Origin of the sequence: Qipengyuania pacifica, from assembly GCF_019857205.1 — a bacterium.
Lineage (GTDB): Bacteria > Pseudomonadota > Alphaproteobacteria > Sphingomonadales > Sphingomonadaceae > Qipengyuania > Qipengyuania pacifica.
On sequence record NZ_JAHWXO010000008.1, the window covers coordinates 108,324 to 132,831 of the forward strand.

Sequence of the window (24,508 nt, forward strand, 5' to 3'; positions counted from 1 at the left end):
TGCACAGACTCTGTTGCGAACCTGCCACCAAAATATCACAGTCTCTTTCGCGGGCCAGATGTGCTAACAAGGTGGCCTACATCGGAGAAACGAATGCAACTGAAGCCGGCCTTGCCGACCGGATCGGGTAGTTCCGAGCGGAGGAGCGGCGAGCGGCGGCGCGTGCGTCTGCTGGCGCGTGCGCGAGGTGGGGATCGGACATATACGCTTGAGATAATGGATATATCGCAACGCGGCATGCTGCTGCGAGGAGCGGTTCCGCTGGATCAGGGCGACAAGGTCGAGATCGAACTGAGCGATCGCGCGGAGGATAACATAATAGCGACTGTCGCATGGGCGGCAGGCGAGAATCTGGGATGCTATCTCGAACGCGCATTGACGCCAGCCGAACTTGCCCATGCGGCATTGAGGGCAAGGCCATCCAATCTGGTCAACGACCCGATCGGCCAGGAAATCCTTCAGGCATTCGGCGCGCGAATACGACAGCTACGCCGCGCTTCGGACATGACTATGCTGGAGCTGGGAAAAATCGTCGGGGTTTCCAAGCCGACCGTGTGGAAATGGGAATCGGGCAAGGCGCGCCCCCGCGAAGGAGCTCTCGATGCCTTGGCTCAGGCGCTGAACACGACCCCTGCCCTGCTTCTATACGGTGCCGACGAACCGTCAGGGTTTACGCCGTCGCCGCGGGCGCTAGCCGAAGATGGCCCGGATAAAGGGGAAAGCCTGCCCGAATGTATCGGGCGGTGCCGATCCCGCATTGCCCGGCGCGCCGGCGTCGATCCTTCCAAAGTCGTTATAACGATCGACTGGGACTGAATTTCTTCAGGGAAGAACAGGAGCGATTCGCTTGGGTAACGATCCCGGGCCGAATGCCTGCGCTTGGTGAGCAACCTCCATCCGTTGCCTCAAAGGTAACTTTTAACCAAGTTTGGTAAGAGCTTGGGCGTCCCGTTTCTGAACACCTTCCAGATTGCGATGCTCGATCAGAATCCCGGAGATTTCATATTTTCGCTATCAATCAATGGCTTAATAGCCCCTTGATTGGAGGCGGATGGTCGTCCGATGGGTGCTTTAACTTTTGGACGGCTGGACAGGCTTGGGAATTAGGTTACTTGGAAGTTAACCGAACAGACAGCGGAACCGATGGGTCGCGGGCTCCACTGCACATTTCTTAATTATTCGCAGTCCGAACCGGACTGGCGGGAGGGGGCAATGGGCTGGACCCGTTTTGCGTTTCTGACGCTCATCATCGCTGCGCCTGTAAGCGCAGAACAAATCGACAATGCACAATCCTTCGATCTCGCGGTAAAGGGTTCCATTCCGCAACATTGCTCGATGGGATCGATTGCCAATATCGATTTCGGGAATCTGGAGCGGAAAGGACTACGCGCGGAAACGCCGGTCGCCTTCAATTGCAACGTCCCCTTCAACATGCGGATCAAGAGCGCCAACGGTGCGCTGATCCATACTGTAATGCCATCGGGGCAGGGTCCGTATGGGGGAAGTGTTCCTTACAGCATCGGCGTGACCATGCCGGTGCGCTACCCATCGACCCGCGTGCTCCAGCGATCTTTCGATAGCAGGAATTTGCAATCCGGCGGCGATTTTTCCAGCAATGGCGGGATTGCGACCGACGGCATGACGCTGCGCGTGGAAATCGGAAACGGCACCGGCGAAGCGGGACTGCTGGCCGGAGATTATTCGGAAACCATCACGATCACCGTGTCGCCACTTTAGAGCTTCGTTCGCCGGACGAGGCGAGCGGAATTATGCCGGTTGCGATGGGCATCGCATGCACCCGGCTTCGTTATCCAACGATGCACAACCGAGCTGCCACCTTAATCCGGCAGTTCAAATTGAGGGTAGAATACGATGAAAAAACTTCTTCTTGGCGCCGTGGCTCTTGGAGCTATCGCTGCAACTCCGGCTGCTGCTCAGCCAGACCAGATCCACTATGCACGCCCGAACATTGGCGCAACTGGCACTGTTAGCGCGCCTTATAACTTCGTTGACGGCCTTATCATTGTTGGCAATGAGCTCGCTCTCGCCAACGGTATCGGTACGCGTTACACGACGGAAGCGAATGCTCCCGCCGACAGTACTGCTGCGACCCGCACCGTGAACGTCGTCTTCACGCTGACAGGTTCGGTGAACAAGGATTGCTCGTTCTATTCGGGCAATACGGCCGGCGCACGGAACATCGATTTCGGCGTGATTGGCGTCCGCACGGGCAACAACGAAAACGTCAATAATGCGTTTCAGATGGTCGGCGCTGCAGAAGCCGAAATCCAGACGCTGACTGCGGGCTGCAATTTCAACAATGCCGTTGAAATCAACAAGGACGATGTTCGCGGCATGGTGAACGTCGATGGAAGCGGTTACGACACCAACGAATTCCAGGCGAACATCCCTTACAGCGTCACCGCCAGGTGGAATGGCGTTGGCGTAAGCACCATCGCTGCTGGTTCCAATCAGGAGCTCGAAGTCGGTCTTGCGCAGAACAGCGCAACCAAGCTGCAGGGCGCATGGCGTTCGGCAATGACCATCGACATCAATGCTCCGGTTATCCAGGACAAGGGCCTGGTCGCTGGTACCTACACCGGCAAGACCACGCTTACCTTGCGCGCTCTCTAAGCCTCAGGGTTAAACAACGATGGGCAGGAGAAGGCGAACCGCTTTCTCCTGCCTTGTTGTCAAATTTTTAGATTTTTCTGCCAGACAGTCCGTATCTGTCCACAAGGGGGTCTGCATGCGTCTTATTCAACGCAGCGCGCGTCTTTTCGCCATCTGCCTTTCATTCCTTTCGGCGGCCCTTATCGTGTCGCCAGCTGCTGCCATGCGCGTATCGCCGATGGTCGTGGAAATGGAATCGCAAGGATCCGATGCTGTCGCGCGTATCGAAGTCCAGAATACCGGCCCCGACACACTTCCGTTCGAGACTCGCATTTTCCGTATGGAGATCGATGAAGACGGAAAGATGACGGAAACCCCCGCGGACGACCAGTTTCTCGTCTTTCCTCCGCAAGGTGCACTTCCGCCCGGTGGCAAACAGGTTTTGCGCTTACAGTGGGTTGGAGATCCCACGCCTGCAACATCGGAGGCGTACTATATCTCTGTGGAGCAGCTGCCGGTTACGCTGGCGCCTGGCTCGGACGACGCTGTAGCTGCAAAGGTCCAGGTACTCTATAATATGCGCGCACTCGCCGTTGTTGCCCCTCCGGGAGCAAAGCCGGAGGTAAGCGCGACTTCGGTTAGACCCATAGTTTATCAGCCTCGCCCAGCCGAGGGTCAGAGCGAAGCCCCTGCGCCCGTCGAAGGCGTAGAAGTTATTCTGACCAACCAAGGCCGTCGCCACGCCATGATGTCCAATTTCGGTTGGAAGATTGAAGGTAAGGACAAGAGTGGGCAGTGGCTCAGGGTTGATGTATCGCCCGAAGAGCTGACGACTGCGGTCGGAACAGGCTATGTGCCCGCTCTCGGCTCGCGCAAATTCTATCTGCCGATAAGCGGTTTCGGCCCGGAACCGATCAAGTTGACGTTCCAGCAGTGAGGCTTCGGTCACTCCTTCTCTGTTCGATCGCGCTGCCTTCCGTTCTGGGGGGGAGCGCTTTCGCGCAGACGACAGTCATACTGCCAACCACTCCTGTCGAAGAGCCCAAGCCTGCGCCAGGGGTTGATGATCCGCCTGTTCCTGATCCTGCGGATCCGGTAATCGTTACCTTGCCCGGACAAGAGCCGGCAATGGAACCCGACCCCACAGGTCTTCAGGGACTGCCGATTGGCGAGCATGGGCGCCCCGACATCAATCCCTACGACCGCGACATAGACATGACCGTCCCGCTCACGTTCCAGTCGGACAGTCTTGGTGAGGTGCCGATCAGGCTGACGGCAGATGATCGGCTACTGCTTGGAACGCGTGAGTTCCTCGGCCTCGTCGAGACGATTCTGAACGCGGAAGCTCATGCTGAACTGGCATCCCAACTTGCCGGCAAGGATCAGTTTGAAACGACAGACCTCGCCGGATCGGGCGTAGGGATCACCTACGATCCCAATACCCTGGCGGTCGTGGTCATTGAGGTGGACGCGGAGAAGCGCGCGGTGCGTGATCTTTTTGCGCCGCCCCGCGACGACGTGACCGACAATTCCCTGCATCCCGCACATGTATCCGGCTATCTCAACCTAAACGTGTCCCAGACCCACATCTGGGAAGACCAGAGCGTCAGACCGCCGACGGTTACTTTCGACGGAGCCGTGCGCGTCGGACGTTTCGTCTTCGAAGGAGATGCGCAGTTCCGCGAACGTTCGGAACTATCTGGCAGCAGCTATACCTTCGAACGAAATTACGCGCGGCTGGTTTACGACCAACCCGAGCAGTTTCGCCGATGGGTGGCCGGTGATCTCGATCCGGAAACGCGCGGACAGCAATCCTATGTTTCCATGGGCGGGGTCGGGGTCCTGCGCCAGCGCCGACGCTTCAATGCGTTTCGTTCGGCGGTCCTTCAGTCGAACCGGGAATTGATCATACAGCGCGAATCTACGGTTCGCTTCCTAAGAAACGGAGCGTTGTACCGGGAAATTCGCCTGGACCCTGGCCGGTACGATTATAGTTCGCTTCCCCTGATCGCGGGAAGCAATGACATCGACATCCAGGTCATCGACGATACAGGCGCAATCCAGAATCTGGGTTACCAGCAGTATCTGGACCCGATCGATCTCGATCCGGGAGATTACGAATACGGCGCATATGTCGGCCCGACCAGCCGGACCTTCGCCGGGTCGCCGGACTATTCCGGTCCGGTTGCGTTCACAGGTTTTTTTCGCAAGGCATTTTTCAATCGCCCGGCCATCGGAATTGGCTTGCAAGCGAGCCAGAACGTGCAGACTTTGACCGGCCAGACGCAGTTCATTCTGCCCAATGGCGGACGCCTCTTGCTCGATGGCGGGGTCAGTAATTCGGACGAGGCGGGCCAAGGTTTTGCAGCGGGCGCAAGCTATGAACATTATTTCGACCGTGTCGGGCTGACCGACAGCTTGACGCTGCGCGCCGACTACATATCGGACCAGTTCGCTACACTCAGCAATCCGGAAGCTTTCAATTCGACGGCCTATACGATTTCTGCCCAGTACACGCGCCAGTTGAACCTGCGGCTCACTTCGACGTCGACGGCCTCCTACATAAAGAGCCGAGGAGGCTTCGGCGACAGCTATCGCTTGGGCACCACGGCTTTTTACCGGTTGGACCGGAAATGGTCGCTGCGAGCCGGAGCAGAATATGCAAAATTCCCCAGCCGTTTCGTTCAGGGTGATGGAATCAGTCTTTCGATCGGTCTGGTCTTCCAGCCGGATTACCGCCGCCGCGCAGAGGCGCGGTACGAGAGTCGAAACAATCTGAGCGAACTTTCCTACAACCAGAGCGGCCTGAATAATCTGAACAGCGTTGGCTTCGGCGGGATAGTGTCGCGCCAGGACGGGCAGGCGCTGGCGCAAGGATACGCTTTCTACGCCGCCAACCGGTTTGACGTATCGGCCAGCCATGCCAGCTTTGGTCCGTCGCTGTCCGACTTTACGGCCGTCAACGCCACCAGTGCACGTGTAGGAACGACCATCGCCTTTGCCGACGGCATTTTCGGCGTTGGCCGGCGCATCAACGATAGTTTCATGCTGCTGCACCCTCATGAGAACCTGGGTGGACGAAGCGTTGTCGCTGGCCAGTCCTTGGCCCAGAATGATTACATCGCAAAAAGCGGTGCCCTGGGCGCGGCGGTGAACAACTTCCTCGGATCCTACGCCAACCAGACAGTGCAATACGATGTCGAAGATCCACCCGCGGGGTATGATACCGGACCCGGCGTATTCAGGGTGCATCCGCCCTACAAGAGTGGTTACGCTGCGCGCATCGGTACGGAGGCTTATGCAAGTGCGATGGGCACATTGCTCCTCACGCCGAAGAACCCCGTGTCGCTAGTGGGCGGGCGCGTCACGCTTCAGGATGTCCAGGACGGTGAAAATCCGCAGCCGCTACCGTTCTTCACCAATTCGGTAGGGCGCTTCGCAATATCGGGCCTTATTCCGGGTCGCCGATACCTGATCGAGACATATGGCCGAAACGGTACTATCGGATATCGCATCGACTTCACTGTGCCGAAGGATACGGACGGACTGTTCGATCTGGGACGGATAGGGCCCACCGGGGCAAGCGTCGGCGAAGATCAAGCCACCCCGCCAGAAGCTACGCCGGAGAGCGATGAGATCGAGGGGCCCGCTGGAGAAGTGGATCAGTCTGCGGAAGCACTCGAGGTGCGCGAGGACGCTGTTTCAACGGCACCGCAGGTGAGCCTTCTCAGCGAGGTATTCGCTTCGCCTCGGCGATCGCCCCGACCCGTCGTGGTGGCGACCCTCGACGATCGTGACGGATCGGCACCGACATCTGAACAAACGGATGCAGTTTGATGCGAAAGTTGATCGTATCAGATTATTCGAAACCGGAAGGTAATATCACATGATAGCCCGCTTCCTAACGACATGTCTGATGGCCTGTGTCGCCATCCCCGTTGCTGCCCAGCCGCAAGGAAATCCCAGCGAGTTGCCAACGACGGGTTGCCGCATTCGTGTCACGCCGAGTCCGGCGAGTTGGATTATCGCCGGATACGATCCGTTCGCCAACGAAGAGGCACAAGGGACGTACAGTGTCACCTACGTCAACGACAGCGACGGCGTGTGCGCCTTCACTCCGAGTTTCGAGCTGCGTGAGCCGCCTCTGGGCCTTTCCGACGGTTTGGAAGCACCCCTCAAATACGCCATTGTGGATCTGACCGAAGCACGCGATGTAACACCGCGCAGCGGCCGTACTTTTGCCCGCAATGCTAGCGCGACGATCTCTCTCGATCCGAGTGAAAGCCGGACGATCCTTTACAGGTTCGTACCGGACACAAGAGGCGTGAAACGCGATGGCACATTCTCGCAAGAAGTTACGATCGAGGCCGTCGACCGGCGTTTCAACACGATTGGCGGCGCACCGTTAGCGTTGGGGTTGACCGTGCTACCATCGGCCCGCATCGGTCTATCCGGGGCCTACACAGTCTCCGGAGGCCAGGCGACCGTGGATCTCGGCCCGCTGCGCGAAGGTGTGGCACCCGTCCCCCTTCAGTTGCGTCTAAGCAGCACGGGGCCTTACGAAATCGACATCGTATCGGCCAATAATGGGCGTTTGCGCCTCGGTTCGAGCGAATGGTCGATCCCCTATTCCGTCGCGATTGATGGCCAGGTTACGAATCTTGGGGCGCCGGCATCGATTGCCAATCGCCCGGAGAGCGGGCTGAGGCGGGATTCGCTGCCAATGCGGTTTGTAATCGGAAAGATCGACGATGTCCGGGCTGGCTCATATACGGACACTTTATCGATTTCAGTCAGAGCTCGTTGAACAGATAACCGGCAGAGGCCACCCGAATGTGGCGATTTACCGGATTTTAGGGTCATCGGCGTAATCATCGTCCTGAAGTTCAGCCGAACTGAAAGGACGCGTGATGTACAGGACGACCATTCTCGCTGCCGGGACCGCAGCGCTGCTCCTGCAGCCTGTCGTAGCCTTTGCCGCCGCCAGCCAGACTTTCAATTTGCGCCTAACTGTACCGGAATTGTGCAAGTTGGGGCACATTCCGGCGGGCTCGATCAGTCGCGTCGGAGATGCGTATTCGCTCGGGACATTCAGGGAATATTGTAACTCGCCAAGGGGATATACGGTCCAGGTGAACTATACTCCGGGCGCGCTCCGGGGGGCCATCTTGGCGGCAGGATCGGATTCGATCATTCTTGACGGGTCTGGTCGTGCGGTACTCAGCCGAAGTGCGGGGCCGAGAATAAGAAGCTGCGATGTTTCCATTGCCCCCGGAGCGAACGGTTTCGACACCAATCATCTCCAGTTTGATATCATTCCAGGATAAGCCGGAAGCAATCAGCCGGTTAGGGCAGTGGCGTCCTTAGCGCTACTCACGAACTGGAACTAAAAGGGCGGCGCCTTGCGGTGCCGCCCTTTCGTGATCTCGAAACGAGATCGAAGCGTAAGCGAAAGGCTTACTTGAGCTCGACGGTACCGCCGGCTGCTTCGATCTTGCCCTTGATTTCTTCGGCTTCTGCCTTGTTGACGCCTTCCTTGAGCGGCTTGGGCGCGCCTTCGACGAGAGCCTTGGCTTCCGAGAGGCCCAGACCGGTGATGGCGCGGACTTCCTTGATCACCTGGATCTTCTTGCCACCGTCGCCGGTCAGGACGACGTCGAATTCGGTCTGCTCTTCAGCAGCCGCACCAGCGTCACCACCGGCAGCCGGGCCAGCAACGGCAACAGCAGCAGCAGCGCTAACGCCCCACTCTTCTTCAAGCGCCTTGGCAAGCTCAGCGGCTTCCATGACAGTCAGCTTCGACAGTTCTTCAACAAGCTTGGCGATATCGGCCATGATGTTTCACTCCAAATATAAGGCCGGGGAGCCCGATTGGGTCTGCCCCGATGAATATGTGTTCTATGCGGGAACCAGCTCTTACGCGGCTTCTTTGGCGCCGTAGGCACCGAATACGCGTGCGAGCATCGAGGTGGGTTCCTTGATCGTGCGGACGACCTTGGTCGCCGGCGCGTTGAGGAGGCCCACGATCGTGCCACGAAGTTCGTCGAGGCTCGGCATCGAGGCGAGTGCCTTGACCCCTGCTTCGTCGAGCTTCTGCGCGCCCATCGAACCGCCGACGATTTCAATCTTGTCGGTGGTCTTGGCGAAATCCACCACGGCCTTGGCCGCAGCAACCGGATCCTCGGAATAACCGAGGGCGGTCGGACCGGACAGGTACTCGTCGAGACCTGCGTAGTCGGTGTCCTTCAGGGCGAGCTTGGCGAGACGGTTCTTCGCTACCTGGTAAGTCGCACCGGCTTCACGCATCTTCGAGCGCAGTTCAGTCGACTGAGCGACCGTAAGGCCCAGGTTGCGGGTCACGACGACCACGCCAGCCTGGTTGAAGACTTCGCTGAGCTGGGCGACCGCATCGGCTTTCTGCGAACGATCCATGCCATACTCCTTCACTATGGCCGTTCGCTTGCAGCGAACGACCGGCTACGTTTGTCCGCGCCGCCGAAGCGACACGGGCGAGTCCGTTGAGGGGGAAGGAGGTGCACCAACAGGCGCGAAACGACGATGGAGAACATCGTCATGAAATCTCTGTTCCCCGTCTAGGCTGGAAATTAAGACCGGCACATTCCGGTCACCAACTGTCTCGGACGGATGAACGGGCAAACCAAAAAGGCCCGCCGTTCGGTGGCGGGCCTCTAAGGATTTGGGTGATTCTGTCAAGCAGAACCCGCGTGAGTCATCGACCCCGGCGTTATTCGGCCATCGGATCCGATTCCATGGGCTCACCCGTAGCGGTGTCGGTGGGCGGAGTGGTCATGGTATCGTCCATGGTACCGGTTTCGGTGCCGGTCATCATCGGTGCGGGCGTTTCCATCGGATCGCTCATGCCCTGATCCATAGGCTCGACAGCATTGGCTTCGAGATCCGTGGTGTCGGTTCCGTCAACGGAGTCGCCGCAGGCGGCAACCGAAAGGGCGAAGGGGAGGGCGGCGATGATAGCAAACTTCTTCATGTCATAATCTCCTTTCGAGAGCATGGCCATAAAACCGCCACAATTGCCATCGGTTCCAAAAAAGCCCTTTTGACGCGAAAAAGGCCCGCCCCCCATGAGGGACAGGCCTTTCGTCAATCGTACCGTTTCGCGCAGGGCGCGGTAAACGGAAGTCCGATTATTCAGCCGGAGTGGTTTCTTCAGCCATCGGCGTTTCGGTGGCGGTGACGGTTTCTTCCATCATGGCGCCTTCGGTTGCCATCGGATCGGCAACCGGGGTTTCTTCGACAACAACGGTTTCGTCGACTGCTTCAGCCGGAGCCATTTCGTCTGCGGTGGTTTCGTCAGCGGCCTGTTCGCCACAAGCGGCGAGAGTCAGCGCGAACGGAAGTGCGGCGACGAGAGCGATCTTCTTCATGTGACAATGTTCCTGTAACGCCCTGATTGGCGTAGCCTTAAAATAGCCATATTTTTGCCCGGGAAAAGACACATTCTGCAAAACCGCGCTCTTTTTTATTGATTAGGGGGAAACCACCGCCGTTTCTCGCGTTTTAGCGCCAGCCTGACGTAGTTCGGTCCAATGCGCGATGCGTACCATCGCCGATGGTGAGATTGCCACGATCAAGCCAACTACCAGCGAATCGAGCGCTAGCAGTCCCCAAAGCTGGATCCCCGCTTCCCCAATGGATAGCCTATTTAACTGCTGGTGAAGCAGACTGAACGGCAGCCGCGTCAGGATGTACAGCGGCAAGGCGAGACCGTACAGCCATCCTAATCGACGCGCCGAGACGAGCGGGTTGGCGACGCGCCCGTCAGTCGCGGCGGCAACCACCCAGGTCATTAGCAGAGGCTCGATGAGCAACTGGCCGAGGCCCAAGGCGCTGCGTAACGCGGTGACGTGCACCTCGGGCACGAGTGCGCGAGCGTAAAACATTGCTGCGAACACAACGAGCGCATAAAGAACATAGGGCAAGAAGCGCAGCGCTGCGGTATCCAGTGGGGCGAGCACACGCCCTTCGCGCTGGCTGGCGAAATGGCGGATAACGAAGAACGCGCCCACGTAGATCGAAGTCATCTTGATCCAGCCGAAAGCCATGCGCAGGCCATTATCGTTCGTCAAACGGGCCATGTCCCGGCTTTCGAACATGCCGATCCGCACTTCGACAACATGCTGGGCAAATTCCCACAGCACGATAGCGGCGAACAACCAAGGCAAAGCGCGTAGCGCGCGGAGACTATCGAGATAGGAGCCGATCATATCCGCGAAGAAGCGCCGAAGCCAGATCATAGCCCATTCCTTTCGTACTGTAGCAGATCGCCAGGTTGACACTGAAGTTCGCGGCAGATTGCCTCTAGCGTGGAAAAGCGGATCGCCCGGGCCTTGCCGGTCTTCAGGATCGACAGATTGGCGAGAGTAATGCCAATGCGGCCGGCGAGTTCGGTGAGCGTCATCCCGCGATCCTGCAGCAAGACATCGAGGCGAATGGCAATAGCACTGGCTTCATCGGTGGGCATCAGACGGTGCCTTCGAGATCGGCGCGCATCGCAGCGCCTTCGCGGAAAACGTGGGCCAGTACGAAAAGCAAAGGCACCGCGATCCAGCCGGTCAGTGAGAGGGACCATCCGAAATATTCCCCGGTGGCCTTGCTAGTGGCCACGGATACCCAGCCGAAGCAAAGGTCGACGATGGCGATCGCCAGCGTGGCCCAAGCGATCGCGCGAAGCCGCGCAGCATTAGCATCGGTAAGCGCGTGACCCACGGCCGCGTCGCGGACCAGGGCGGCGAGGCGGGTGAGTATCCAGTGCACTGCCACCATAACAGGAGGCATCATCACTACCATCGCAAACAAATACCCTCGGATCGCGTTGTGCGTGCTGGCGGGTTCGATATGCGTGAAGACCATCGTCCCAAGGCCCGCCCAGTCGCCGACTATGGCGCTTAGCGTAACCATTAGCAGGGCACCGAAGAACCAGTTGAGCCAGTTTGCAATGCGCAGGCTGATAGTGATCGCGGAAAACATAAAAACTCCTCCCTTATCGAAAATCGATATGCATCTAGCCGACCTTATTGTAAAGCAATAATATCGTTATTCGATAAGGAGCGCGAAATCCGCGTCACTTGACCGTGCGAGGCTTGCTTCCTATATGCCCCTTCGACCGCACGCTTCGAGCGAGTCCGATTCATGCGCGGGAATTGGACACAGGATGGAAGCGGCGTTTCCATAATCGCGACGCTAGAGAAGCTGCAGCAGGCCACCGGAACCGGTGTGCAGGACGCTGCGGCCTTTTCGCGTCCCGGCTATGATCTCACGCGCATGAGAAACGAATTCCGGCCCTGTCCGCGCAGGTGCCGGCGCACACGAGAAGAGGTAACTACCCCTTATGGCTACCATGGCGAAAGCTCCGAAGAAAACCCGGGGCGCAAACGCGCAGGGCACGGCGAAGCGTCGTATCCGCAAGATCTTCGGCGACATCCACGAAGTCGTCGATATGCCGAACCTGATCGAGGTCCAGCGCGAGAGCTACGAACAGTTCCTGCGTTCGAACAAGGAAATCGATTACGTTTCCGGCCTCGAGAAGACTCTTCGCAGCGTATTCCCGATTCGCGACTTCGCCGGGACAGCCGAACTCGACTTCGTGCATTACGAGCTCGAGCAGCCGAAATACGACATCGTGGAATGTCGCCAGCGCGGCATCACCTATGCCGCCCCGATGAAGGTCACGCTGCGCCTGATCGTGTTCGAGGTGGACCAGGAAACCGAAACGCGCTCGGTTCTCGATATCAAGGAGCAGGACGTCTACATGGGCGACATGCCCCTGATGACGGGCAATGGTACCTTCATCATCAACGGCACCGAGCGTGTGATCGTGTCGCAGATGCACCGTTCGCCGGGTGTGCTGTTCGACCATGATCGCGGCAAGACGCATTCTTCGGGCAAACTCCTCTTCGCTGCCCGCATCATTCCGTATCGCGGTTCGTGGCTCGATTTCGAATTCGACGCCAAGGACATCGTCAACGTGCGTATCGACCGCAAGCGCAAGCTGCCGGTCACGTCGCTGCTGTTCGCGCTCGGCCTGGATGACGAAGACATTCTCTCGCACTTCTACAACACCGTTACCTGGAAGCGGGCGACGGGCAAGAAAGGTGAAGGCTGGAATATTCCTTTCGTCGCCGAGCAATGGCGTGGCCAGAAGCCGGCTTTCCCGCTGATCGATGCGAAGACGGGCGAGGAAGTGTTCCCCGCCGGTCAGAAGATCAGTCCGCGTGCGGCCAACAAGGCTGCCAAGGACGGTCTCGAAACGCTGCTGCTGCCAACCGAGGAAATCTTCGGCCATTATGCATCGCGTGACATGATCGACGAGAAGACCGGTCGTATCTACATCGAAGCGGGCGACGAAGTTTCGGCAGAAAACCTCGAAGTCCTTGATGCTGCCGGCATCGATGCGATGGATCTGCTGGACATCGATCACGTCAGCACCGGCGCGTGGATGCGCAACACGCTCAAGGTCGACAAGGCCGAAAACCGTGACGAAGGACTGGAGGCGATCTACAAGGTCATGCGTCCAGGCGAACCGCCGACCAAGGAAACTGCAGAAGCCCTGTTCGAAGGCCTGTTCTTCGATAGTGAGCGTTACGACCTGTCTGCCGTCGGCCGCGTGAAGTTGAACATGCGTCTCGAGCTGGACGCCGAAGACACCGTGACCACGCTGCGCAAGGAAGACATCTTGGCCGTGGTCAAGGAACTGGTCGACCTCAAGGACGGCAAGGGCGACGTCGACGACATCGACAATCTCGGCAACCGCCGCGTGCGTTCGGTGGGCGAGCTGCTGGAAAACCAGTATCGGGTTGGCCTTCTGCGCATGGAGCGTGCCGTCAAGGAGCGCATGAGCAGCGTCGATGTATCGACCGTCATGCCGAACGACCTGATCAATGCGAAGCCTGCCGTGGCCGCCGTGCGCGAGTTCTTCGGTTCGAGCCAGCTTTCGCAGTTCATGGACCAGACCAACCCGCTGTCGGAAGTCACCCACAAGCGCCGCGTGTCGGCGCTCGGCCCGGGCGGTCTTACCCGCGAACGCGCAGGCTTCGAAGTCCGCGACGTTCACCCGACGCACTATGGTCGTATCTGTCCGATCGAAACGCCGGAAGGCCCGAACATCGGTCTGATCAACTCGCTGTCGACCTTCGCCCGCGTCAACAAGTACGGCTTTATCGAAACGCCGTACCGCAAGGTCGTAGATGGCAAGGTCACCGACGAGGTCATCTATCTCTCGGCGATGGAAGAGCAGAAGCACACGGTGGCGCAGGCTTCGGCCGATCTCACCACGGACGGTTCGTTCGTCGAGGAACTGGTTTCGGCCCGTCACGACGGCGACAACCTGATGGCGCCGCGCGAATCCATCACCCTGATGGACGTCAGCCCCAAGCAGCTCGTTTCGGTCGCGGCATCGCTCATTCCGTTCCTGGAAAACGATGACGCCAACCGCGCGCTGATGGGATCGAACATGCAGCGTCAGGCCGTTCCGTTGGTCAAGGCTGAAGCGCCTTGGGTCGGTACCGGTATGGAAGAAACCGTGGCCCGCGATTCCGGCGCTGCCATCGCAGCGACGCGAGGCGGTATTGTCGACCAGGTCGACGCCACGCGTATCGTTATCCGTGCGATCGGCGATGTCGAGGCCGGACAGTCGGGCGTCGATATCTACACGCTGCAGAAGTTCCAGCGTTCGAACCAGGACACCTGCATCAACCAGCGTCCGCTGGTGAAGGTGGGCGAAACGGTCGAGCCAGGCGACATCATCGCTGACGGTCCTTCGACCGATCTGGGCGAACTGGCACTGGGCCGGAACAGCCTCGTCGCCTTCATGCCCTGGAACGGCTACAACTATGAGGACAGTATCCTCATCTCCGAACGGATCGTGAAGGACGACGTCTTCACCTCGATCCATATCGAGGAATTCGAAGTCATGGCTCGCGACACGAAGCTCGGCCCTGAAGACATCACCCGCGACATTCCCAATGTCGGCGAGGAAGCCCTGCGCAACCTCGACGAAGCGGGCATCGTCTACATTGGCGCGGAAGTGCATCCGGGCGATATCCTGTGCGGCAAGATCACGCCGAAGGGCGAAAGCCCGATGACACCGGAAGAAAAGCTTCTGCGCGCCATCTTCGGTGAAAAGGCCAGCGATGTGCGCGACACATCGCTCCGCCTGCCCCCGGGCGTTGCAGGCACCGTTGTCGAGGTTCGCGTTTTCAACCGTCACGGTATCGAGATCGACGACCGTACCCGCGCGATTCAGAACGAGGAAATCGAACGTCTCCGCAAGGACTCGAACGACGAGCGCGCCATTCTCAACCGGGCGACCTACAACCGCCTGCGCGATATGCTCACGGGGCAGACCGCCTCGGCAGCGCCGAAAGGCGTCAAGAAGGGCACGGAGATTTCCGAAGAGCTTCTGGACGAAATCGATCGGCACGAATGGTTCAAGTTCGCCGTGGCGGACGATGGCCGTCAGGCGCAACTCGAAGCGGTCAAGTCGCAGTACGACGAAGCGGTCAAGATCATCGAAGAGAAGTTCGAAGACCGTAAGGAAAAGCTCGAGCGCGGTGATGAACTCGCTCCGGGTGTGCTCAAGATGGTCAAGGTCTTCGTCGCGGTGAAGCGCAAGCTGCAGCCGGGCGACAAGATGGCCGGCCGTCACGGGAACAAGGGCGTCATCAGCCGCATCCTGCCCATCGAGGACATGCCGTTCCTCGAAGACGGGACACCGGTCGATATCGTGCTCAACCCGCTCGGCGTTCCCAGTCGTATGAACGTCGGCCAGATCTTCGAAACGCATCTCGGCATGGCGGCCCGCAATTTGGGCCACCAGATCGGTGAGCAGCTTGAAGAGTGGAAGAAGGCCAACCCCAACGCTTCGGAAGACTATGCCCAGGCGAAGCCGCCCGAAGCCGTTATCGACCGTCTGAAGGAGGTGTACGGCGAGGAGTATCACGACGCGATCGACAGCCGTTCGACCGCCGAAGTGGTCGAACTGGCCAGCAACCTGACCGCAGGCGTTCCGATGGGTACGCCGGTGTTCGACGGTGCGCGCGAAGGCGACGTAACGATCGAGCTCGAAAAGGCGGGTCTGCACAGCTCCGGCCAGTCGGTCCTGTTCGACGGGCGCACGGGTGAAGCCTTTGACCGCAAGGTCACCGTTGGCATCATCTATATGCTCAAGCTGCACCACCTCGTCGACGACAAGATCCACGCCCGTTCGATCGGTCCCTACAGCCTCGTCACCCAGCAGCCGCTGGGCGGTAAGGCGCAGTTCGGTGGCCAGCGCTTCGGGGAAATGGAGGTCTGGGCACTTCAGGCCTACGGCGCTGCCTACACGCTGCAGGAAATCCTCACCGTGAAGTCGGACGACGTGATCGGACGTACCAAGGTCTACGAAGCCATCGTCAAGGGCGACGACACCTTCGAAGCGGGCATTCCGGAGAGCTTCAACGTGCTCGTCAAGGAAATGCGCAGCCTGGGCCTCAATGTCGAACTCAAGTCTCTGACCGACGATGACGACGATGGCCTCGCTATAGCGGCGGAATAGGGGCTTCGGCCCCCACCGCTTCCGTCCCAGAGAATTCACCCGTTTAGGGAATTAAGTCATGAACGAACTGACCAAATTCACCAACCAGCTCGCGAAGCCCGAAACCTTCGACGAGATCCAGATCGGCATCGCCAGCCCCGAGCGCATCCGCTCGTGGTCCTTCGGCGAAATCAAGAAGCCGGAAACGATCAACTACCGCACGTTCAAGCCTGAACGTGACGGCCTGTTCTGCGCGCGCATCTTCGGTCCGGTAAAGGACTACGAATGCCTCTGCGGCAAGTACAAGCGCATGAAGTACAAGGGCGTCGTCTGCGAAAAGTGCGGCGTCGAAGTGACCGTGACCAAGGTCCGCCGCGAGCGCATGGGCCACATCGAACTGGCCGCGCCGGTTGCCCATATCTGGTTCCTGAAATCGCTTCCCAGCCGCATCGGCCTGCTGCTGGACATGCAGCTTAAGCAGCTCGAGCGCGTGCTGTACTTTGAAAGCTACATCGTCACCGAACCCGGCCTGACGCCGCTGGAAAAATTCCAGCTGCTGACCGAAGACGAACTGCTCGAAGCGCAGGACGAGTATGGCGAAGACAGCTTCAGCGCCGGTATCGGTGCGGAAGCGGTCAAGTTCATGCTGATGGATCTCGATCTCGACCGTGAGAAAGAGGACCTTCTGGAAGAGCTGGCGACGACCAAGTCGAAGCTCAAGCCTGCCAAGATCATCAAGCGGCTCAAGGTTGTCGAAAGCTTCATCGAATCGGGCAACCGCCCCGAGTGGATGATCCTCGAAGTCGTGCCGGTCATCCCGCCCGAACTGCGCCCGCTGGTGCCGCTCGATGGTGGCCGTTTTGCGACGTCGGATCTCAACGATCTCTATCGCCGCGTGATCAACCGTAACAATCGCCTCAAGCGGCTGATGGAACTGCGCGCCCCGGACATTATCGTCCGCAACGAAAAGCGCATGCTTCAGGAAGCGGTCGACGCGCTGTTCGACAACGGTCGTCGTGGCCGCGTCATCACCGGCGCCAACAAGCGTCCGCTGAAGTCGCTCTCCGATATGCTCAAGGGCAAGCAGGGCCGCTTCCGTCAGAACCTTCTGGGTAAGCGCGTCGACTATTCGGGCCGTTCGGTCATTGTGACCGGCCCGGAACTCAAGCTGCATCAGTGCGGCCTGCCGAAGAAGATGGCGCTCGAACTGTTCAAGCCGTTCATCTACGCCCGCCTCGACGCCAAGGGCCTCAGCATGACGCTGAAGCAGGCGAAGAAGTGGGTCGAGAAGGAGCGCAAGGAAGTCTGGGACATTCTGGATGAAGTCATCCGCGAACACCCGGTTCTCCTGAACCGCGCACCAACGCTCCACCGTCTTGGCATTCAGGCGTTCGAGCCGGTGCTGATCGAAGGCAAGGCGATCCAGCTTCACCCGCTGGTCTGCGCCGCCTTCAACGCCGACTTCGACGGCGACCAGATGGCCGTTCACGTTCCGCTGAGCCTCGAAGCGCAGCTGGAAGCGCGCGTCCTGATGATGTCGACCAACAACATCCTCTCGCCTGCCAACGGCAAGCCGATCATCGTGCCTTCGCAGGACATGGTCCTGGGCCTTTATTACCTGTCGATGGAACGCCAGGAAAAGACGCCCGAATTCGCCGAGGATTCAGACGGCAACCAGGTCGAGAAGCTGCAGATGTTCTCGGACATGGCAGAGGTTCATCAGGCGCTGGAAACGAAGCAGGTCTCGCTCCACACCAAGATCCTCGCCCGTGTTCCGCAGGCTGACGAAGATGGCAATATCGCCATGAAGCGGTTCGAGACCACTGCCGGCCGCATGCTGATCGGCGAATGTCTGCCGAAGAACCACAAGGTTCCGTTCGACATCGTGAACCGCCTGCTGACCAAGAAGGACATCGCCGACGTAATCGACGAAGTCTATCGTCACACCGGCCAAAAGGACACCGTGCTGTTTGCCGACGCGATCATGTCGCTCGGTTTCCGCCACGCGTTCAAGGCCGGCATTTCCTTCGGAAAGGATGACATGATCATCCCCGAAGAAAAGGAAGGCATGGTCGAAACGACCAAGGCGCTGGTTGCCGATTACGAGCAGCAGTACCAGGACGGCCTGATCACCCAGCAGGAAAAGTACAACAAAGTGATCGATGCGTGGAGCCAGTGCGGCGACCGCGTGGCCGATGCGATGATGGAAAAGATCAAGGCTCGACCGATCGGCGACGATGGTGTTCAGGCCGAGATCAACTCGATCTACATGATGGCGCACTCCGGTGCGCGTGGTTCGCCCGCTCAGATGAAGCAGCTGGCCGGCATGCGCGGCCTGATGGCCAAGCCGAGTGGCGAAATCATCGAAAACCCGATTATCTCGAACTTCAAGGAAGGCCTGAACGTCCTTGAATACTTCAACTCGACCCACGGCGCCCGTAAGGGCCTCGCGGACACCGCGTTGAAGACGGCTAACTCGGGTTACCTGACCCGCCGCCTCGTCGACGTGTCGCAAGACTGCGTCATCATCGAGGAAGACTGCAAGACCGAGAATGCGCTGGAAATGCGCGCTATCGTACAGGGCGGCTCGGTCATCGCCTCGCTTGGCGAACGTATTCTCGGCCGGACCACGGCCGAGGACATCGTCAACGCGGCGACCGATGAGGTCATCGTCAAGGCCGGTACGCTGATCGACGAGCCGATGGTGAAGGAAATCGAAGCTGCCGAAGTACAGGTGGCCAAGATCCGTTCGCCACTGGTCTGTGAAGCAAGCCAGGGCGTTTGCGCCACCTGCTACGGCCGTGACCTTGCTCGCGGTACGCCGGTCAACATCGGTGAAGCTGTCGGTGTGATCGCCGCGCAGTCGATCGGTGAGCCCGGCACGCAGCTGACCATGCGTACCTTCCACATCGGCGGTGCTGCACAGCTTAACGAAACGAGCCATCTCGAAGCGATCTCGGACGGTAAGGTCGTGTATCGCGACATGCCGACGATCGTCGACAAGAAGGGTCGGATACTGTCGCTCGCCCGCAACGGCGAACTGGCTGTGATCGACGCCGAAGGCCGTGAACGCGAAATCCACAAGGTGCCATACGGTACCGTGCTGATGCACAAGGATGGCGGCAAGGTGAAGGAAGGCGATCGTCTGGCCGAATGGGATCCGTTCAGCTTGCCGATCATCACCGAACAGTCGGGTGTCGTGAAGTATCAGGACCTTGTCGACGGTACGACGATGGAAGAACGCGTCGACGATGCTACCGGCATTGCTCAGCGCGTCGTCACCGAAATGCGTACCGCTGGTCGCAAGAAGGATGATCTGCGTCCCCGTCTGACGTTGTTCAACGATGCCGGCGACGAAAGCGAAGCCGCGCGTTACATGCTGGCACCCGGTACCGTTCTCTCGGTCGAAGACAATCAGCAGGTTTCGGAGGGTGACATCCTGGCCCGTGCTTCGCGTGAAGCTGCCAAGACCCGCGACATCACCGGCGGTCTGCCGCGTGTCGCCGAACTGTTCGAAGCGCGTCTGCCGAAGGACAATTCGGTCATCGCCAAGATTTCGGGCAAGATTGAATTCGTTCGCGAATACAAGGCGAAGCGCAAGATTGCGATCGTCCCCGAGGAAGGTGATGCAGTCGAGTACCTGATCCCCAAGACCAAGGTGATCGACGTGCAGGAAGGCGACTTCGTGAAGAAGGGTGATACCCTGATTTCCGGCTCGCCCAACCCGCACGACATTCTCGAAGTCATGGGCGTCGAGGCACTGGCCGAGTATCTCGTCAACGAAATCCAGGAAGTCTACCGACTGCAGGGTGTGAAGATCAACGACAAGCACATCGAGGTGATCGTTCGCCAGATGCTGCAGAAGGTCGAGATCACGGACGGTGGCGACACCGTTCTGCTTCCCGGTGAGCAGGTCGATCTGGAAGAACTGAACGAGACCAATGCGAAGCTCGGCAGGAACAAGGAACCCGCCAAGGGTACCCCGATCCTGCTCGGCATCACCAAGGCCTCGCTCCAGACGCGTTCGTTCATCTCTGCGGCTTCGTTCCAGGAAACCACGCGCGTGCTGACGCAGGCCGCGGTCGAAGGGAAGAAGGACACGCTGGTCGGTCTGAAGGAAAACGTGATCGTTGGCCGCCTCATTCCGGCAGGCACGGGTGCCGGCATGAACCGCATGCGCATCACCGCGTCGAGCCGCGATGCTGCTCTGCGGGCCCAGTGGAAGAAGGCTCAGGATGCGATCATCGCTGCCAATACCGCGGCGGAAGAGCACGAAGCCGAACTTGCGCAGGGACCCGAGGCGGCAATCGGCGACGATCCGCTGGCGACCATGGAAGGGGAAACCCACGGCACCGACGCCGATGCAGGCGACTACCTGAACGAGGATGCGAAAGACGGCGAATAAGTCCGCCTTACGGCAACCGCACAGAAAGGGCCCCGCTGGAGCGATCCGGCGGGGCCTTTTCGTTGTACTCGGCGCAAAGCACGCCCGCGCTTGTTTGCTTGACGGCAGGTTTGAGTAGTTGCACCTTAACTATCGGCACATGGGGGAAAGTGACCGCAATGCGGGGAATTTCGTGGCAGTAGAAGGGCCCGATACCGAAGCGTATGGAACCGGCGGAAGTCCGGACGGGCACGCTGCGGTCGGACAACTTCTGCTGACCCGCAGAATGAGAGATTTCACGACCGGGGCGACGTTGTCCCTGCTTCCAGCGCTCGGGTCGATTGTGGCGCTTGTCTACACCTTCCGCGATCAGGTTGATCTTGCGGTCCTGATAGGTTGGGCGACCATGCAGTTGGTGCTGATCGCGGTCTATGTGGTCTTTGACAGCATTCTCGACCGTGAAAGTCCCTCCCTAGGGGAGTTGCGCAGACACTGGCGCCGTTTCGTTCTGTTGCAATGGCTTGGCTCCTTGGCCTGGGCCGGAATCTTTCCGTATTTGGCGCCGGTCGCACATGGTCTGGACGCAGTTGTGCTCGCAGTTGTGGCAATCGCCGTGCTTTGCGGCGTTTTGCTGGTTCACAGAACGGCGCCGAGTGCTGCGATCTTCCACGTAGTCGTGATGGCAATTTCAATCACCGCTGCTATCTGGACCGGCACTGGTATGGCGGGTTTGCCTGCCCTGATCCTGCTCGCCCTTTTCGTCATCGCGCTGCTCGGCTCGACGCGCGAGCAGGAGCGGCAGATTGTCGAGTGGCTCGAAGCCGAGATGAATCGCCGTGAAGCGACCGACACGGTTCGCTTGTTGCTGAACGATTACGAAGAGCATTCGTCCGACTGGCTCTGGACGGTCGACGAAGCCGGCAATCTCCGTAACGTGGCTGAGCGGTTCGCAATGGCAGCCGAGAAGCCTGCCGAAACGCTCGAAGGAAAGCCGCTGATCGACATGTTCATGGCGGATGCGAACCGCGCCATTTTTGCGCGGCATCTCACTGAACGCAGCCGCTTCCACGATCTGGTGCTCAAATTGAGGATCAATGGGGAGATGCGCTACTGGAAGCTCTCCGCAAGGCCGCGCGACGATGGCCAAATCAGCGGCGTTGCACGGGATGTGACGAGCGATCGGATGATCGAGGAGCGCGTCGCCTTCATGGCGCATTACGACAATTTGACAGGGCTCGCTAATCGCTATCTCTTTAACGAACGCCTGCGTGCTGCCCTGGATCAGAACGAGAGGGTGCGCAATATTGCCTTGTTCTACCTCGATCTGGACGACTTCAAGGCTGTCAACGACACGCGCGGACATCTCATGGGCGACAGGTTGCTCCGCGAGGTCGGTAAACGGCTTGAACAGGAAGTCCGCGGCCAGGATTTGGTCGCGAGGCTGGGGGGCGACGAATTTGCCATCCTCGTCGAAACGCGTTCCGGGGCCGGCATGCTTATCGAAAGGGCGCACAGTTTCCTTGCCGCTATCCGAGATCCATTCGAAATAGATGGTCAGATCTATCGCGTGTCGGGCAGCGTTGGCATCGCCAGAAGCAGTGACGGAAGCTGCGATGCCGAGGAATTGATGCGCCGCGCGGATCTTGCCCTCTTTGCTGCCAAGAACAAAGGGCGCGACACTCTCGCACTCTACGATCAGTCCATCGATCTTGCGGCCCGAGAGCGCCGCGAAATTGAAATCGATTTGCGCGAAGCGGTGGCCCGAGGACAGCTCAACCTCCATTATCAGCCGGTGATCGACCTGCAATCGGGTTCGGTTGTCGGATATGAAGCGCTCCTGCGCTGGTACCATCCCAAGCGCGGAATTATCGGCCCGGCGGATTTTCTCGAAGTTGCGGAAGAAACGGGCTTGATCGTTCCGATTGGCGAGTGGTCGATCCGGCAGGCCTTTGCGGAAACGGCAAAGTGGGAAGGCCATTTCCGTATTGCGATCAATCTCTCGCCTACACAGGTGCGCAGCCCGCATCTGGTGAAGGTGATTGCCCAATCTTTGCATGCACATGGCATTGCGCCCGAAAGGGTGGAGTTCGAAATCACCGAGCATGTCCTGATGCAGGAAAGCTCCATCAGCATGGGCAATCTCCAGAAGCTTCGGGAGTTGGGCAGCCGCATCGCGCTGGACGATTTCGGCATCGGCTATTCTTCTCTGAGTTACCTGCGCCGTTTTCCCTTCGACCGGATCAAGATCGACAAGGACTTCGTCGACGGAGTGGAGAGTTCTGCCGACAACCAGGCGATCGTTTCGAGCATCACCAAGCTTGCCGAAGCGTTGGGCATGGCGACCACGGCGGAAGGCGTCGAAACGCGCGACCAGCTCGATCTCCTGCGCAGGCTCGGGTGTCAGGAAGCGCAGGGCTATCTGATCTGCGAACCGGTGCCTGGAGAGAACTTCGCCACGGCCGATGCCGTCGATGCCGCCATGCGCGGTGGGGCGGTCAGTGGGATACTGGCCTACCGCCGCACGCGCGAGGCAAGCGTGAAGCAAAGCCCACGACGCGCCAGCTGACCTCTCGCCAAGCCAGCCGCCCTCCGCTATCGGCGCGGATATGACCACTGTCACCCGTTTCGCTCCGTCGCCTACAGGGCGGCTTCATGTCGGCAATATCCGTACCGCCCTGCATAACTGGATGCTGGCGAGAAAGATTGGCGGCAAATTCATACTACGGATCGACGATACCGATGCCGAGCGCAGCCGCGAGGAGTATGTCGACGCGATCCGGGCGGATCTGGCGTGGCTCGGAATTCTGCCGGATGACGAAGCGCGTCAGTCAGAGCGTCTGGAGAAATACGAAGAGGCCTTTGCTTCGCTGCAATCGGCCGGCCGCGTTTATCCCTGCTACGAAACGCAGCAGGAACTCGAGCTGAAGCGCAAGATCCGGCTCGGACGTGGCCTGCCGCCGATATATGATCGCGGGGCCCTTGAACTGAGCGAGGAAGACCGTGCGGCCAAGGAGGCGCAGGGTATCGTGCCGCATTGGCGTTTCATGCTCGATCATGACGAGCAGATCGCCTGGAACGATGGGGTGCGAGGGCCACAGAAATTCGATGCTGCGCAGTTGTCCGATCCGGTCGTGCGGCGGGCAGACGGAAGCTGGCTTTACATGCTGCCGAGTGCGGTGGACGATCTCGATATGGGTATTACCCACGTCCTGCGCGGAGAGGACCATGTAAGCAATACTGCGGTGCAAATTCAGATGTTTACCGCACTAATTGCTGCAAGAGGAAGAGCGCAGCAAATTCCCAGCTTTGCGCATGAGGCTTTGCTGGTGGGGGCCGAAGGCAAATTATCCAAACGGCTCGGATCGCTTGGCTGCGATGCCTTTCGCGAACGTGGTATCGAGCCGGAAGCGATCATCGCGCTACTGGCGCGCCTCGGCACATCGCTTCCCGTCGAACCAATCGCCGAAATCGAGGCGCTTCTCGAAACTTTCGATCTTTCGACATTCGGACGGGCGCCGGCAAAGTTCGACGATGCGGAACTTGACCGTATCAACACAGCGCTTGTCCATCAGATGGAGTTTTCCCAGGTCGCCGACAGGCTGCCGCAGGGTATGGACGAGGCTGGCTGGCATGCCATCAGGCCGAACCTCGCGCATGTAAACGAGGCGGGGCAGTGGTGGGCGCTGGTCACCGGCCCGATTGACCAGCCGGAATTTACGCAGGATGATCGTGCCTATCTCACCGAAGCAGCGAACACGCTCGTTTGGAGCGATGATCCGTGGCGTTCGCTTACCGGCGCGCTCAAGGATACGACCGGTCGCAAGGGCAAACCGCTGTTCCTTCCGTTGCGCCAGGCATTGACGGGTATGGATCACGGGCCGGACATGGGGGAACTGTTGCCGCTGATCGGCGAGGGGGAAGCCCGCGCGCGATTGACCAAGGCCGCGACCAGCTAGATTTCC

At 59.2% G+C, this 24,508-nt stretch carries 17 protein-coding genes; 10 read left to right on the forward strand and 7 right to left on the reverse strand.

The annotated features are described in order from the left end of the window. Positions 1 to 93 precede the first annotated feature (93 nt). The 6 genes from KYK83_RS13210 (at position 94) to KYK83_RS17285 (ending at position 7,420) form a co-directional block, all read left to right on the forward strand. Positions 94 to 816, forward strand: a complete 723-nt coding sequence (locus KYK83_RS13210) for a helix-turn-helix domain-containing protein (RefSeq protein ID WP_222828574.1) — start codon at positions 94 to 96, stop codon at positions 814 to 816. A gap of 396 nt (positions 817 to 1,212) precedes the next feature. Then, positions 1,213 to 1,737 carry a hypothetical protein gene (locus KYK83_RS13215; RefSeq protein ID WP_103023009.1) on the forward strand — a complete coding sequence of 175 codons (525 nt, stop codon included), beginning with the start codon at positions 1,213 to 1,215 and terminating at the stop codon, positions 1,735 to 1,737. A 135-nt stretch (positions 1,738 to 1,872) separates the two neighbouring features. Then, entirely contained in the window at positions 1,873 to 2,634 is a 762-nt protein-coding gene (locus KYK83_RS13220; RefSeq protein ID WP_196847502.1) for a hypothetical protein, read from the forward strand. A gap of 115 nt (positions 2,635 to 2,749) precedes the next feature. Beyond that, complete coding sequence (locus KYK83_RS13225; RefSeq protein ID WP_222828575.1) at positions 2,750 to 3,550, forward strand: fimbrial biogenesis chaperone; 801 nt, start codon at positions 2,750 to 2,752, stop codon at positions 3,548 to 3,550. Positions 3,551 to 3,741: 191 nt separating this feature from the next. Further along, positions 3,742 to 6,450: a fimbria/pilus outer membrane usher protein gene (locus tag KYK83_RS13230; RefSeq protein WP_222828576.1), complete on the forward strand. Its 2,709-nt coding sequence runs from the start codon at positions 3,742 to 3,744 to the stop codon at positions 6,448 to 6,450. 49 nt (positions 6,451 to 6,499) lie between these two features. Next, the gene (locus tag KYK83_RS17285; protein WP_248284459.1) at positions 6,500 to 7,420 is read left to right on the forward strand and encodes a hypothetical protein; all 921 of its coding nucleotides are present in this window, start codon (positions 6,500 to 6,502) and stop codon (positions 7,418 to 7,420) included. Between the two features lie 650 nt (positions 7,421 to 8,070). Here KYK83_RS17285 and rplL read toward each other — a convergent pair. The 7 genes from rplL to KYK83_RS13270 form a co-directional block, all read right to left on the reverse strand. Continuing rightward, on the reverse strand, positions 8,071 to 8,448 hold the full coding sequence (gene rplL / locus KYK83_RS13240; protein WP_103023012.1) for a 50S ribosomal protein L7/L12: 378 nt from the start codon (positions 8,446 to 8,448) through the stop codon (positions 8,071 to 8,073). Between the two features lie 81 nt (positions 8,449 to 8,529). Next, the gene (rplJ, locus tag KYK83_RS13245) at positions 8,530 to 9,045 is read right to left on the reverse strand and encodes a 50S ribosomal protein L10 (RefSeq protein WP_103023013.1); all 516 of its coding nucleotides are present in this window, start codon (positions 9,043 to 9,045) and stop codon (positions 8,530 to 8,532) included. 313 nt (positions 9,046 to 9,358) lie between these two features. Then, positions 9,359 to 9,619, reverse strand: a complete 261-nt coding sequence (locus tag KYK83_RS13250; protein WP_222828577.1) for a hypothetical protein — start codon at positions 9,617 to 9,619, stop codon at positions 9,359 to 9,361. A 157-nt stretch (positions 9,620 to 9,776) separates the two neighbouring features. Beyond that, positions 9,777 to 10,016, reverse strand: coding sequence for a hypothetical protein (locus KYK83_RS13255; protein WP_103023015.1), 240 nt, complete (start codon positions 10,014 to 10,016; stop codon positions 9,777 to 9,779). Positions 10,017 to 10,118: 102 nt separating this feature from the next. Further along, positions 10,119 to 10,886: a hypothetical protein gene (locus KYK83_RS13260; RefSeq protein ID WP_222828578.1), complete on the reverse strand. Its 768-nt coding sequence runs from the start codon at positions 10,884 to 10,886 to the stop codon at positions 10,119 to 10,121. Further along, the gene (locus KYK83_RS13265; RefSeq protein ID WP_222828579.1) at positions 10,883 to 11,113 is read right to left on the reverse strand and encodes a helix-turn-helix domain-containing protein; all 231 of its coding nucleotides are present in this window, start codon (positions 11,111 to 11,113) and stop codon (positions 10,883 to 10,885) included. The genes KYK83_RS13260 and KYK83_RS13265 overlap by 4 nt, the downstream gene beginning before the upstream one ends. Then, positions 11,113 to 11,619 (reverse strand): DUF2975 domain-containing protein, encoded by a 507-nt coding sequence (locus KYK83_RS13270; protein ID WP_196847508.1) that lies wholly within the window; start codon positions 11,617 to 11,619, stop codon positions 11,113 to 11,115. Before KYK83_RS13270 ends, KYK83_RS13265 begins: the two co-directional genes overlap by 1 nt. A gap of 361 nt (positions 11,620 to 11,980) precedes the next feature. Here KYK83_RS13270 and rpoB point away from each other — a divergent pair, with 361 nt between their 5' ends. From rpoB to gltX, 4 genes are all read left to right on the forward strand, one after another. Then, positions 11,981 to 16,183: a DNA-directed RNA polymerase subunit beta gene (gene rpoB, locus KYK83_RS13275; RefSeq protein ID WP_222828580.1), complete on the forward strand. Its 4,203-nt coding sequence runs from the start codon at positions 11,981 to 11,983 to the stop codon at positions 16,181 to 16,183. 58 nt (positions 16,184 to 16,241) lie between these two features. Next, complete coding sequence (rpoC, locus tag KYK83_RS13280) at positions 16,242 to 20,567, forward strand: DNA-directed RNA polymerase subunit beta' (RefSeq protein ID WP_103023020.1); 4,326 nt, start codon at positions 16,242 to 16,244, stop codon at positions 20,565 to 20,567. Between the two features lie 172 nt (positions 20,568 to 20,739). Further along, positions 20,740 to 23,112, forward strand: coding sequence for a putative bifunctional diguanylate cyclase/phosphodiesterase (locus tag KYK83_RS13285; protein ID WP_222828581.1), 2,373 nt, complete (start codon positions 20,740 to 20,742; stop codon positions 23,110 to 23,112). 40 nt (positions 23,113 to 23,152) lie between these two features. After that, a complete protein-coding gene (gltX, locus tag KYK83_RS13290) occupies positions 23,153 to 24,502 on the forward strand; it encodes a glutamate--tRNA ligase (protein ID WP_222828582.1) in 1,350 nt (449 codons plus the stop codon). Positions 24,503 to 24,508: the final 6 nt, after the last annotated feature.

What these genes read in the sequence shown, in the direction of transcription:
- KYK83_RS13210 (WP_222828574.1), top strand. Translation starts at nt 94, where the DNA reads ATGCAACTGAAGCCGGCCTTGCCGACCGGATCGGGTAGTTCCGAGCGG.
- KYK83_RS13215 (WP_103023009.1), top strand. Translation starts at nt 1,213, where the DNA reads ATGGGCTGGACCCGTTTTGCGTTTCTGACGCTCATCATCGCTGCGCCT.
- KYK83_RS13220 (WP_196847502.1), top strand. Translation starts at nt 1,873, where the DNA reads ATGAAAAAACTTCTTCTTGGCGCCGTGGCTCTTGGAGCTATCGCTGCA.
- KYK83_RS13225 (WP_222828575.1), top strand. Translation starts at nt 2,750, where the DNA reads ATGCGTCTTATTCAACGCAGCGCGCGTCTTTTCGCCATCTGCCTTTCA.
- KYK83_RS13230 (WP_222828576.1), top strand. Translation starts at nt 3,742, where the DNA reads ATGGAACCCGACCCCACAGGTCTTCAGGGACTGCCGATTGGCGAGCAT.
- KYK83_RS17285 (WP_248284459.1), top strand. Translation starts at nt 6,500, where the DNA reads ATGATAGCCCGCTTCCTAACGACATGTCTGATGGCCTGTGTCGCCATC.
- rplL (WP_103023012.1), bottom strand. Translation starts at nt 8,448, where the DNA reads ATGGCCGATATCGCCAAGCTTGTTGAAGAACTGTCGAAGCTGACTGTC.
- rplJ (WP_103023013.1), bottom strand. Translation starts at nt 9,045, where the DNA reads ATGGATCGTTCGCAGAAAGCCGATGCGGTCGCCCAGCTCAGCGAAGTC.
- KYK83_RS13250 (WP_222828577.1), bottom strand. Translation starts at nt 9,619, where the DNA reads ATGAAGAAGTTTGCTATCATCGCCGCCCTCCCCTTCGCCCTTTCGGTT.
- KYK83_RS13255 (WP_103023015.1), bottom strand. Translation starts at nt 10,016, where the DNA reads ATGAAGAAGATCGCTCTCGTCGCCGCACTTCCGTTCGCGCTGACTCTC.
- KYK83_RS13260 (WP_222828578.1), bottom strand. Translation starts at nt 10,886, where the DNA reads ATGATCTGGCTTCGGCGCTTCTTCGCGGATATGATCGGCTCCTATCTC.
- KYK83_RS13265 (WP_222828579.1), bottom strand. Translation starts at nt 11,113, where the DNA reads ATGCCCACCGATGAAGCCAGTGCTATTGCCATTCGCCTCGATGTCTTG.
- KYK83_RS13270 (WP_196847508.1), bottom strand. Translation starts at nt 11,619, where the DNA reads ATGTTTTCCGCGATCACTATCAGCCTGCGCATTGCAAACTGGCTCAAC.
- rpoB (WP_222828580.1), top strand. Translation starts at nt 11,981, where the DNA reads ATGGCTACCATGGCGAAAGCTCCGAAGAAAACCCGGGGCGCAAACGCG.
- rpoC (WP_103023020.1), top strand. Translation starts at nt 16,242, where the DNA reads ATGAACGAACTGACCAAATTCACCAACCAGCTCGCGAAGCCCGAAACC.
- gltX (WP_222828582.1), top strand. Translation starts at nt 23,153, where the DNA reads ATGACCACTGTCACCCGTTTCGCTCCGTCGCCTACAGGGCGGCTTCAT.